This window comes from Dyella sp. (assembly GCF_035508675.1).
In the GTDB taxonomy this organism is placed as follows: Bacteria; Pseudomonadota; Gammaproteobacteria; order Xanthomonadales; family Rhodanobacteraceae; genus Dyella_B.
Genome location: NZ_DATJMN010000060.1, coordinates 1 through 11,654, shown reverse-complemented (window position 1 = coordinate 11,654; position 11,654 = coordinate 1). Strand labels below are relative to the sequence as shown.

Below are 11,654 nucleotides of genomic sequence, written 5' to 3'. Positions count from 1 at the left end.
CAGTGTGCCTTGCGGGCCCTTCAGCACTTCGATGCGGTCGATGTCGTTGAAGGCCAGCAAGGCGCCGCCGGAACGTGCGGCGTAGACGCCATCGATATACACGCCCACCGCCGATTCGGTGCCGATGCCGAAGTCGCTGGTGCTGATGCCGCGCAGCGAATAGTTGGGCTGCGTCGGCTGGCTGCCGTCCACCACCAGTCCGGGCACGAACAGCGAGATCTTGCTGAGATCCGTAGCAGCTTGAGTATCGATCTGCTTGGCGGTGAGGATCTGCAGGGCGATCGGCACCTGCTCCATCTGCTGCGTACGGCTTTGCGCCGTCACGGTGATATTACCCAGCTGCTGGGCTTTGCCGGTGTCCGCTGCCGGCCGGCCGGTGGCGGCTTTTTTTGCCGGCGCAGCGCTGCCGGTCGTTTGCCCGGCCTCATCGGCCATGGCGGGCGCTGCTGCAAACAACCAGAGCGCCGCACTGCCGTAAAGCACATGGCGCAGACAGACGGACAACACGGATGGACGCATCTTCATGTCTTTCCCCTCGCATCGTGGCATCGCCGGCACCGCGCGATGCTTCTTGTCTATTTGACGTTCCCCTCATTCGACAAAGCCCTGCCTGCCCTCTGTCTGGAAAGCACACCGAGCTTCACCCCTCCCACTGCCATCACTACACACAACGAAAAAACCGCCGCCAACAGCGGCACATGCCGCACGTCGTTGCCGTGCACCGTCAGCGACGTCACCAAGGGCCCAAAGCCGCTACCGACCAGCTGCGCCGGCGGCACCAGCATGGCAATGCGCCCGCGCGGATCGATATCGAACGCCAGCCGGATATGGAACGGCATCTGGAACAGCCACAGAAAGCCGAATACCGCGCACAACACGGCAAACACCCAGGCGCCGTGTCCTGGCTGCCGGTACATCGCGATGCCGACGACGACGAACGCCACTGCGCTGACGATCAACGCCCGCGATGTTTTTCCGCTGCGCACGCTTATGGACGCCACGCTGCCACCCACGATCTGCATGAGCAGCACGAGCGAAGCGAGCACGTCGATCGATAGGCCCACACCGGCGGCGTTCACCACCGGCTCCAGATAAGCCCATAGCGCGCCGACGGCACTCATGTGCAGAAACGGCACCAGCAGCGAGAAGAATCCGGTCCACGACACCACCGAGGGGTGAATCGCTTCCGTATGCTCGCCCAGCCGTGCCGGAAGGCGCGCAGCGATCAGCAGCGGCAGCAGACACAGTACCGCCAGCAGCACGAACGGTTCGCCCCAACCCAACCAGGCGATGGATACTTTGGCCAGCAACAACGCAGCCGCCGCTTGCACGCAGGTCTGCGCAGTAAGGAAAACGCCGGCCAGCCGATCCGGTTGCGGCGCGCGCACGATGATCATCGTCGCGATCCAGAACAGGCAGGCTTCGGCCAGACCTGCCACCACGCGCCATGCCAAACACATCGCATCGCCATGTGCAGTCAGTGTCAGCAGGTCGATGGCGATCAACAGCACACTCGCCACCACGGCCACCGTGCGGAGGCGATGCAGCGGCAGCCACTTCTCGGCCAGGATGGTGCCGATGCCGAGCGCAAAGATTTCGCCCATGGCGACCAAGCCGACGCCTTGCAGTGAAATACGCCGCTGGTCGATCAACGCTCCCAGCAATGCCGGCTGCAAGCCGAGCACCAACAGCGCCACGCAACCCACGGCCAATGCGGCAATGGTTTCGGACGCCTTGAAGTGCACCGACACGGATGTGCTCATGGTTGTCTTCCGCACTGGCGTGGCTGGTATCGCGACATGGCTTCCCTCAGTAACCCGTCACTTCTTGCGGCAACAATCCTTGTGCAAAACGTTGCGCGGCGCGCTGTTGGTCCCTCTTCAAGCGGCCGTTGGCAATGCGGCACACCCACCACGGCAGCGTATGCAGCCGCATGCCGGTCGCCGCGGCAAGCACGTATGCCTTGGCGCATTTCTCCAGTAGCTCCGCGTTGAGCACGAGGCGATGCACGGTGGTGCCGAATACGCAGACGTCATGCTCGCCCACCCGAACGTTGCCGCCGCTCGCGAGCCGCATGGACGCCAGCGTGGCACCCAGATGCCGCGCCTGCTCGTCGAACAGTTGCGGCAGATCACCACCGAAGCTGCCGAGCATGCGCCCGAAAACGCCACCGCCCTGTGCGATGGCGCCCACGTCGGCACGCGCGGCGTAGACGGCGACGTGCTCCGCGTATCCGTCACTCGACGGTCTGGATAACGGCACACGCGCCAGCTCTGCACCGGGCCTGGCGATCAGCATGTCGCCGGTACCGGGCAGGAGCATGGAAACATGGCCGTCCGCGCCGAGCAGTTGCTTCTCGTGCAGGCGGCGCGTGGCATCGATGAGAAGATTCTCCGGCGACATGGGCATCACACCAGCTTCAGCACGTCTTCAAAACGATTGAGCGCATCGTCGATCACCGCATCGGTGTCGGCGAGGCTGGTGTAGATGCGGCTGCCTGCCAGGGTGATCACCCCGTGCGCGGTATAGGCGGCGCCCATTTCCTCCATCATGTGCTTGCGCGCCTTGGCTTCGTTCTTCAGGCGTGCGAGCTTGAGCAGGTTGCTGGTATCGAGCAGCATCACGCCGGAAGTCTGCAGGTGCACGATCGAGCCCATGTTGTAAGCCACGTACGGCAGGCCGAGGCGTTCGATGATCTGCTCCAGGCCCTGGCGCAAACGGTCGCCGGCACGCCCGGCCTTTTCCGCGGCATGCGTGCGCTGCATTTCGAGCAGGGCGTAGTAGCCCGCTGCGCAAGACAGTGGATTGGCGGTGAGCGTGCCGCCGACGAACGCGCGCTTGCTGGTGGTGCCAATGCCGCCGACCAGCATCATCATGATGTCGCGCCGGCCGCCGATGCCGCCAGCCATCGGATAGCCGCCGGTAAGACATTTGCCGAGGATGGTGAGGTCCGGCTTGACGCCGAAGTGGCCTTGCGCACCCCCCAGGCCGGCGCGAAAGCCGGTGACCACTTCATCGAAGATCAGCAGCGCATGGAATTCATCGCACAACCTGCGCAACTGCGCGTTGAAGTCGCGCGTGACCGGCCGGGTGCCGCTCTCCGGGCCGAACGGTTCCACGATCACCGCCGCGGTGCCGCCACGCAGGCGGTTCCACATCAGCTTGCGGCGAATGGCGGCCAGGTCGTTCGGCAAGCTTTCCTGCGTGGTGGCGGTCGCGCCGCGCGGAATGCCGATCGCTTCCATACGGCCAGTGTTCGGCAAGCGCATGCCGTACACCATCTGATCGCTCCAGCCGTGATAGCCGCCGCCGATCTTGATCACGCGCTTCTTGCCGGTATACGCGCGCGCCAGGCGGATCGCGCCCATCACCGCTTCGGTACCGGAGCCCATCATGCGCAGCATCTCGACGCCTGGCATGCACTGGCAGACCAGCTCCGCCAGTTTCACTTCGTACTCGTGCAGCAGGCCAGTGATCGGGCCGCATTCGTTCAACAGCTGCTGCACCTGCGTGAGTACGGCCGGGTGATTGGAACCGAGCAAGGTCGGGCCGCCCGCCTGCAGAAAGTCGATATAGCGGTTGCCGTCCACGTCCGTCATGTGTGCGTCGCGCGCCTCGCGGATCGCCAGCGGAAACGGATAGTTGAACGCGAGGTTGTGCTGCACGCCGCCCGGAATCACCGCTTTCGCCCGCTCGGACAGGTGCTTGGAGCCCTGGCAGCGGGTTTCGAAGTACTCCAGCACCTTGCCCATCGCCTCGCGGCGGATCGGGCGCATCGGCTGCTTCACCAGTGCATCGAAACGCCGATATAGCGCATCGGTATCCGGCCATTGGGAAATCGCGCTACCGGCGATCACGGTGGATGCATCGTGGAGGTTCATACGGCCATGTCCCGGATCGGTTGGGCATCTAGCGTTGCCAGCAGATGCCGCAAGGCAGGTTGTTGTGGCGAGGACTGCGCTGCGCGCACGGCGATACGCGTGCGCAGGTAGTCGAGCGCTACCCGTTCGAGCGCGGAGATCGCAAGCATGGCGCGTTCCGCGCTGCTGCCGCAGCAGATGGCGCCGTGCGTGCGCAATAGATAGGCGTTGATGTCCGGCCGCAACGCCTTGGCGAGCTTGCCCGACAACCAGCTCGTACCCGATGGCGCGTAACCCACGGCGCGCACTTCGTTGCCAAGCAGGGTGCGATCTTCGGCGCGAGGCACCGGCAGCGGTTGTCCCAGCAAGCTGCACGCGCTGGCGACCGGTTGGTGCGTGTGAATGCTGGCGCGGCAATCGGTACGCATACGCAATACCTTGGCGTGCATGCCGGTTTCCACCGACGGTTTGCGCGCGCCATCGACCTTGGCCAGATCGCGCAGGCGCAGTACGCAAACGTCCTCTGCCGTCATCTGGTAATAGTCCGTGGCGGACGGCGTGACTACGATGTGCTCGTCGTCCGCCTTCAATGCCAGGTTGCCGCCGGTCGCAGCAAAGTAACCGTGATCGGCCAGCATCACACTCATCTCGACCACCTGCTGGCGCATGCCCTGGAATTTCATCGCGAACGCTCTCGGTGTTGGTTGATCTCGCGATACAGCGGGGCGAGGCGCCGATGCAATGCCTTGAACGTGCCGAAACGTTCGTCATACAGCTGGCGCATGGCCGGCCGCGGCTCGAATCGCCATTTACGCCGGCACAGGCTCGGCACATCGTCCAATGACAGCTCGCCCAAGCCGACGCCGGCGATGAACGCGGCGCCCAGCGCATTAGCCTGAATCGGTGCCATCGGCTGTTCGATCACCATGCCGGTGACGTCGGCCATGATCTGGCACCACACGTTCGATTGGGCGCCACCACCCACCACAGTCATCGGCGCACTCTTGTCGCAGCCGACGAAAGTCAGCATCGGCTCCAGCATCCAGCGCGTGTTCAAGGCGACGCCTTCGAGAAAGGCACGGATCATGTCTTCGCGCGTGTGTTCCAGCGACAGGTTGAACAGGCCCGCACGCAGGTGGCGATCATCCACCGGCGTGCGCTCGCCCTGCAGCCATGGCAGGTAGATCAACCCGCGCGCACCGGGCGGTACCCGGTCGGCGATGTGGTCGAGCAATGGGTAGACATCCGGCCGCGATTCGTCGGGCGTCAGTTCATCCGCGTGAAAAAGAATGCGATCGCGCAACATGGTGAGGTTGCTGCATGCCGCCGACTGCACGGCCATGGCGAGGTAGCGATCTTTTCTCGCGCACGGCACCGAGGCGATGAATGCGCTGAGGTTGGTACGCTTTTCCGGGACGTGCGCGCCGATCCAGGAAGAGGTGCCGAGATATAAATGCAGCTCGCGATCACGCACGGTGCCGGCGCCGATCGCCGCGGCGGAATTGTCGACCGCGCCGGCCACGACGCGGGTGGCGGGCGAAAGGCCAAGCGCTTCGGCCACAGACGGCAGCAAGGTGCCGATCACCTCGGTGGAAGGCAGCAGCTCCGGCAAGCGCGCGCGGTCGACCTGCAGCACGCGCAGCAGTCCTTGGTCGTAATGCACGCGCGCAAGATCGCGATTGTCGGTGGCCCAGGTGGTGAGCGCGGAATCGTAGGTGGCGCAGAAGCGGCCGGTCAGCCGCAGGTTCATGAAATCGAGCGGACCCAGAAACTTGTGCGTGCGGTCGAACAGCGACCGGGCGTGATCACGCAGCCATGCGATATGCCCGGCTTGATCCTTGCCAGACAGGGAGGGCGCACCGCCGGTAAGCCGTAGCCAGCGCGCCAGCTTCAGTGGCCCATAGCCTTGGATGTTCAGCCATGGATGGCGCGCACGGCGCCGAATCGCATCGGCGCCACGCATATCCAGCCAAAGCATGGCGCGCGCCAGTGCGTTCCCGTGCTCGTCCACCGGTACGGTGCATTCATGCAGCGCGGAGCAGCAAACAGCGATGACCTGTTTGCGACGCTGCACATCGGCCGCCAGCAATTCCTGCGCGGCGCCGAGAAAAGCCCGCCACCAGTCCTCGGCATCCTGCTCCACACCGTATTCGTCAACCAGGTGCAGGGCCACCGGCCGGAACGCCCAGGCCCGCACGCTGCCATCGAGCGCCACCAGCGCGCATTTGCAACCCGACGTGCCCAGGTCGACCGCCAGCACCAGACGGTCGTCCGCTGAAGACACCCCGGTTTGCCGCGCGCTCGACACTGCCCACCCCCCAAAGCTAGTTATAGCTACAATATAGTTATAGCTATAATTGACGCAAGCCCTCCCCGCCGGACCGCACAGTGCCTGCCCAAACCCGCCCTCCCCGCCGCGCGGCCAAACGCCCCAAACTCGCCCTGAGCCCCAAGGTGAAGCCCGCGCAGTCGCGTGCCGCAGAGACCTACGAGCAGTTGCTGACGGTCACGGCGCAGATACTTGCCGATGTCGGCTTCGAACTGCTCACCACCAACTTGGTGTGCGAGCGCGCGAAACTGTCGCCGCCTGCGCTGTATCGCTACTTCCCCAACAAGTACGCGCTGCTGCACGAACTGGGCTTGCGCCTGATGCAGAAACAGAATGCGCTGATTCCGCAGTGGCTGACGCCGGCCGCGTTCGGCTCGGCGAAAAAGCTTGAGGATGCGATCACCGGACTATTGCTGGAAACCTACGACGTCACACGCGAAACCGTTGGCGGCATATGGATCATGCGCGCACTGCGCGCGATACCCATGCTGCAGGATGTTCGGCTCGAATCGGCCAGTGAAGTCGCCGCGCAAGTCACTACACAACTGCGCCAGGCATTTCCGAAAGCCCCGAAGGAAGATTTGGAGCTCATCAGCCGCGTGGCCGACAGCATGTCCTACGCCGCGCTGGAAATGCTGTTCGACGATCCGTCACTGGAGGCGGCGTCGGTCATGCGTCTGGTTGCGGTGAGCCTTGCCAGCCACGTACCGCGCCTGCAAGGCAAGAAAAGCCGGTGATGCAATGCGTGGGCGCTTCACGTCGAAAGCACAGCGCTCACTGCCGCGGTGATTAGCGTGCAGCGCCCGGTATCCCGCCGCCATCAGATTGCGAAGGACGCTGCGTGGCGATGAATCCCTGTATCAACTCGGCCTTCGCCAAGATGCGCCATACCGACCGGATAAATGACGAACCTTTCCGACGATGTGGCCGCCTCATCACCAGCCGATTGGGCACGCCTTCCGGCTCGATCATGGGTCAGCCCTGCGTGAAGACTGCGGCTTGCGGAACTTCAACACGAACTTGTCCGTATGCCCTTTGATCTCCGGTGCGAAGATCGGCTTGTCGTGCGCATCCTGTGCATTGGCGAGCACGTCGCTCTGCGCTTCCAGCACGAAACCCGCCGCCTTTGCTTGAGCAATCACGATCGCCGGATCGATGCGATGCAGGGTATGCGCATCGCGCCCGCCCGAACCCGGCGCAGCCGTGTGATCGACGACGATGAAAACGCCACCGGGCTTCAACGCCTTGAACACCGCAGCATCGAGCTTGGCGGCCTGTTCCGGTCCAGTGCTGCCGTTGACGCTGAAAACACTCACCGCGCCATAGACGTCGTGGTAGTTCTGTGACGTCCACACGACATCCAGCGGCGCGCCGACATCGAGCCGATCATACGGCCGAACGATCAGGCTCGTGTTGCCGCTATAGAGAGGATCGGCAGCCAGCGCCCGGATGGATGCGAGCCTTGCGGGCGGCGCCTTGGTCGCGTAAGCCTGCGGCACAATCGCGTACACATGACCCTTGGCGCCCACCACCTTGCTGAAAATACGGGTGAAATAACCGCCACCTGGCATGACGTCGGCAACCCTGTCGCCTGGCTTGATCCCGGCAAAGTCGACCAGCGCTGCCGGCTTGCGTTCATTATCGATTTGCCGATCGGCTGCCGGGCGGGTGCTATCGGAAATCGCGCTGGTGACATAGGCCGGAACAGACGATGCCTGTGCGTGCAGGTTTGCGGTACCGAGCATGAGCAAGGCGAGCAGCGGGCATGTCTTCATACGTCGGCATAGCTCCGTAGACGTGGATTTACGAGTGCGCGTGTTTTTACCCAAAGCTAACGCCGGCCAACAGACAGCGACGGTGCACACGCAGCATTTGTCCAGAACCTGCGCAAAGACTAGCTGCTACCTTGCGCGTGTAAAGGTAGCTGGCGTTTATTTCAGACATTGCATTTTGAAATGGCGTTGCCGAGGCCAAGAATGAAATCCCAGCGTGACGAGCCGTAAGAAAGCTGGGATTTCATCCCAGCCTGCTTATTCGACAGTTACCGATTTCGCCAGATTCCTCGGCTGATCCACGTCGGTACCGCGCAACACTGCCACGTGGTAAGCCAGCAATTGCAGCGGCACGGTGAACACGGCCGGCGCGATGAAGTCGCCGCCGCCGTCGATGGTAAGCACGGCGCCGCTGGCGGGATGGCTATCGAAGTGCGCCTTGGCGTCGGCGAAGACGATCAGCTCGCCACCGCGTGCGCGTACTTCCTGCAGGTTGGATTTGAGTTTGTCGAGGAGCGGGCCGTTGGGCGCGACGGCGACGACCGGCATGTCTTCGTCGACCAGGGCGAGCGGGCCGTGTTTCAGTTCGCCGGCGGGATAGGCTTCGGCGTGGATATAGGAGATTTCCTTGAGCTTGAGCGAGCCTTCCAGGGCTACCGGATAGTGCGCGCCGCGGCCGAGGAAAAGTGCGTGGTGCCGATGCACGAAGCGTTCGGCCAGTTCGATGACCTGGGGTTCCAGCTTCAGCGCTTCGTCGAGGGCACGCGGCAGGCGCAGCAGTTGCTCGGTGAGATCGCGGTAGTGCGTTTCATCCAGGCCCTGCTGTTTGGCGAGGTGCAGAGTAAGCAACGCGAGTGCGGCGAGCTGGGTGGTGAAGGCCTTGGTGGAGGCAACGCCGATTTCGGGGCCGGCGCGGGTCATCAGCTTTAGATCCGCTTCGCGGGTGACGGAGGATTCGGGCACGTTGCAGATGGCGAGTGTGCCGAGGTAGCCGCGGCGGCGCGATTCGCGCATGGCGGCAAGCGTGTCGGCGGTTTCGCCGGATTGGGAGATGGCGACGAACAAGGTGCCCGGCGGCACGACCGTTTCGCGATAGCGGTATTCGCTGGCGACTTCCACGCTGACCGGGAGGCGCGCGTAATCTTCCAGCCAGTATTTGGCGACCAGGCCGGCGTGGTAGCTGGTGCCGCAGGCAACGATGTGCACGCCCTTTACCTGGGCCAGCAGCTCGTCGCCGCCGACGCCGAAGATGTTGGGCAACACACCGTGCGCGCCAATGCGCGCTTCGAGCGTATCGGCGACGGCGCGCGGTTGCTCGAAGATTTCCTTTTGCATGTAGTGCCGGTATTCGCCGCGTTCCACCGCGTCGGCGGAGAGTTCGCTCTCGTGGATGCCTCGCTCGACCGGCTTGCCATCCAGCGTATAGACCTGCACGCCGTCGCGGCTGATTTCGACCACGTCGTCTTCTTCGAGATAGATGATGCGGTTCGTCACCTGCACCAGCGCTTGTGCATCGGAGCCGAGGAAGTTCTCGCCGATGCCGACACCCACCAGCAACGGCGCACCGCGGCGCGCACCGACGATGCGGCCCGGTTCATCGCGGCTGATCACGGCGATGGCGTAGGCGCCTTCGAGTTCGCGTACGGTGGCGAGCACGGCTTCGCGCAGCGAAGTGCTTTTGGACAGATTCTGGTCGATGAGTGCAGCCATGACTTCCGTATCGGTTTCGGAAGTGAAGGTATAACCCTTGGCCTGCAGCTCGGTGCGCAGCGGCGCGTAGTTCTCGATGATGCCGTTATGCACCAGGGTGATGCGGCCAATGGTGTGGGGATGCGCATTGGCCTCGTTGGGGACGCCATGCGTGGCCCAGCGGGTGTGCGCAATGCCAGTGCCGCCGGGAAAGGGATGGGCAAGGTACAGCGCTTCCATCTCGCGCACCTTGCCTTTGGCGCGAACGCGGCGCACTTCGCCCCCTTCCAGCACGGCAAGGCCGGCCGAATCATAACCACGGTATTCGAGCGCCTTGAGGCCGGCGATCAACAGGGGCGCGACGTCGCGCTGAGCGGTGGCGGCAACGATTCCACACATAGACGGCGATGTTCCCTTGGCAAGGAAATGTGAAGGCGGCGACTTTGACCAGCCGGCGTTTCGACAGGCTTTCGTGCGCCAGGTTCATTCTTTGCAAAACGGTGGTGAAAACAACGTTGGCTCAGTTTGTTTTCCGCGCCCCACGGTTACGAATACGTGTTCGATGCAGCATTTGTATCGAGGCAGGTTTAGTGCACCTTGCGGCGCAGGTAGTTGAGCAGGTCGATGCGCGTGATCAGGCCCAGGAACTGCCCTTCGTCCATCACGATGGCGACGTGGCCGCGCTCGAAGACGGGCAGCAGCGCGGTGATGGGCGAGCGCACGTCGAGCATTTGCAGGTCGGTGATCATGGCGGTGGCGACGTTGTCGCGGAAACGCGCTTCGTCGGTATGCACGTGCATCAGCACATCGGATTCGTCGAGGATGCCGACCAGGCGGTGGCCGTCCATCACCGGCAGTTGCGAGATGTCGTACAGCTTCATGCGGGTGTAGGCGGTCATCAACAGCTCGTTGGGGCCGATCACGACGGTGTCGCGGCGGGAGAACGGGCGCAGCAGCAGATCGCGCAGGTCGCCGTGTTGGTCGCGTGCGATGAAGCCGTTGTCGAGCATCCAATAATCGTTGTACATCTTGGAGAGGTACTTGTTGCCGGTGTCGCACACCAGCGTCACCACGCGCTTGGGCTCGGTCTGTTCGCGGCAGTATTTGAGTGCAGCGGCCAGCAGCGTGCCGGTGGAGGAGCCGCCCAGCACGCCTTCTTTGGCCAGCAATTCGCGCGCGGCGAGGAAGCTTTCCTTGTCGGAAATGGCATAGGCTTTTTTGACGCGCGAGAAATCGCTGATGGTGGGCAGGAAATCTTCGCCGATGCCTTCCACCATCCAGCTGCCGGATTTGGTGGAGAGCACGCCTTCGTTGATGTATTGCGCGAGGATGGAGCCGACCGGATCGGCCAGCACGATCTCGGTGTTCGGCGAAGTCTTGGCGAAGTACTGCGACAAGCCGGTCATGGTGCCGGAGGAACCGCAGCCAACCACGATGGCATCCACCTTGCCATCCATCTGCTGGAGGATTTCCGGACCGGTGGTTTCGATGTGCGCGCGCGGATTGTCGGGATTGCCGAACTGGTTGATGAAGTAGGCGCCCGGCGTCTCGCGCGCGATGCGCTCGGCCATATCCTGGTAGTACTCCGGGTGCCCCTTGGCCACGTCGGAGCGGGTGAGCACCACTTCGGCGCCCATCGCCTTGAGGTTGAAGATTTTCTCGCGGCTCATCTTGTCGGGCACGACCAGCACGAGGCGATAGCCTTTGGCCTGGGCGACCAGCGCCAACCCCAGGCCGGTGTTGCCGGCGGTGCCCTCCACCAGGGTGGCGCCGGGCCTGATTTTGCCGGCCTTTTCTGCGCCTTCGATCATGGAAAGGCCGATGCGGTCCTTGATCGAGCCGCCCGGGTTGGCGCTTTCCAGTTTCAGGAACAGCTCGCAACGCCCGGTGTCCAGGCGCTGCGCGCGCACCATGGGGGTGTTTCCGATCAGTTCGAGGACGCTGGCGTTGACCGTCATGAAGGCTCCGTAGGCGGCGCTGGGATATGAGCGGCAATCATAATGG

10 protein-coding genes are annotated in these 11,654 nt (G+C 63.4%); 1 reads left to right on the top strand and 9 read right to left on the bottom strand.

Annotated elements, in window-relative coordinates; all coding sequences use genetic code 11:
- From VMA74_RS03715 to VMA74_RS03690, 6 genes are all read right to left on the bottom strand, one after another.
- On the bottom strand, positions 1-525 hold a 525-nt coding region (locus VMA74_RS03715), incomplete at its 3' end, for a Plug domain-containing protein (RefSeq protein ID WP_325364929.1).
- A 50-nt stretch (positions 526-575) separates the two neighbouring features.
- Positions 576-1,763, bottom strand: coding sequence for an MFS transporter (locus VMA74_RS03710; RefSeq protein WP_325364927.1), 1,188 nt, complete (start codon positions 1,761-1,763; stop codon positions 576-578).
- A 46-nt stretch (positions 1,764-1,809) separates the two neighbouring features.
- Entirely contained in the window at positions 1,810-2,409 is a 600-nt protein-coding gene (locus VMA74_RS03705) for a class II aldolase/adducin family protein (RefSeq protein ID WP_325364925.1), read from the bottom strand.
- Positions 2,409-3,857 carry an aspartate aminotransferase family protein gene (locus VMA74_RS03700; RefSeq protein ID WP_325364930.1) on the bottom strand — a complete coding sequence of 483 codons (1,449 nt, stop codon included), beginning with the start codon at positions 3,855-3,857 and terminating at the stop codon, positions 2,409-2,411. The genes VMA74_RS03705 and VMA74_RS03700 overlap by 1 nt, the downstream gene beginning before the upstream one ends.
- A gap of 20 nt (positions 3,858-3,877) precedes the next feature.
- Positions 3,878-4,543: a class II aldolase/adducin family protein gene (locus VMA74_RS03695; RefSeq protein WP_325364923.1), complete on the bottom strand. Its 666-nt coding sequence runs from the start codon at positions 4,541-4,543 to the stop codon at positions 3,878-3,880.
- Complete coding sequence (locus tag VMA74_RS03690) at positions 4,540-6,144, bottom strand: FGGY-family carbohydrate kinase (RefSeq protein ID WP_325364921.1); 1,605 nt, start codon at positions 6,142-6,144, stop codon at positions 4,540-4,542. Before VMA74_RS03690 ends, VMA74_RS03695 begins: the two co-directional genes overlap by 4 nt.
- A gap of 104 nt (positions 6,145-6,248) precedes the next feature.
- Here VMA74_RS03690 and VMA74_RS03685 point away from each other — a divergent pair, with 104 nt between their 5' ends.
- Positions 6,249-6,926, top strand: a complete 678-nt coding sequence (locus VMA74_RS03685) for a TetR/AcrR family transcriptional regulator (protein ID WP_325364919.1) — start codon at positions 6,249-6,251, stop codon at positions 6,924-6,926.
- 231 nt (positions 6,927-7,157) lie between these two features.
- On the opposite strand, the gene VMA74_RS03680 is transcribed toward VMA74_RS03685, so the two are convergent.
- The 3 genes from VMA74_RS03680 to VMA74_RS03670 form a co-directional block, all read right to left on the bottom strand.
- A complete protein-coding gene (locus tag VMA74_RS03680) occupies positions 7,158-7,964 on the bottom strand; it encodes a methyltransferase (RefSeq protein WP_325364916.1) in 807 nt (268 codons plus the stop codon).
- A gap of 255 nt (positions 7,965-8,219) precedes the next feature.
- Positions 8,220-10,049, bottom strand: coding sequence for a glutamine--fructose-6-phosphate transaminase (isomerizing) (gene glmS / locus VMA74_RS03675; RefSeq protein WP_325364914.1), 1,830 nt, complete (start codon positions 10,047-10,049; stop codon positions 8,220-8,222).
- A gap of 188 nt (positions 10,050-10,237) precedes the next feature.
- Complete coding sequence (locus tag VMA74_RS03670) at positions 10,238-11,608, bottom strand: pyridoxal-phosphate dependent enzyme (RefSeq protein ID WP_325364912.1); 1,371 nt, start codon at positions 11,606-11,608, stop codon at positions 10,238-10,240.
- Positions 11,609-11,654: the final 46 nt, after the last annotated feature.

Excerpts from the sequence above, each read along its gene's own strand:
- VMA74_RS03710 (WP_325364927.1), bottom strand. The coding sequence starts at position 1,763 with ATGAGCACATCCGTGTCGGTGCACTTCAAGGCGTCCGAAACCATTGCC.
- VMA74_RS03705 (WP_325364925.1), bottom strand. The coding sequence starts at position 2,409 with ATGCCCATGTCGCCGGAGAATCTTCTCATCGATGCCACGCGCCGCCTG.
- VMA74_RS03695 (WP_325364923.1), bottom strand. The coding sequence starts at position 4,543 with ATGAAATTCCAGGGCATGCGCCAGCAGGTGGTCGAGATGAGTGTGATG.
- VMA74_RS03680 (WP_325364916.1), bottom strand. The coding sequence starts at position 7,964 with ATGAAGACATGCCCGCTGCTCGCCTTGCTCATGCTCGGTACCGCAAAC.
- glmS (WP_325364914.1), bottom strand. The coding sequence starts at position 10,049 with ATGTGTGGAATCGTTGCCGCCACCGCTCAGCGCGACGTCGCGCCCCTG.
- VMA74_RS03670 (WP_325364912.1), bottom strand. The coding sequence starts at position 11,608 with ATGACGGTCAACGCCAGCGTCCTCGAACTGATCGGAAACACCCCCATG.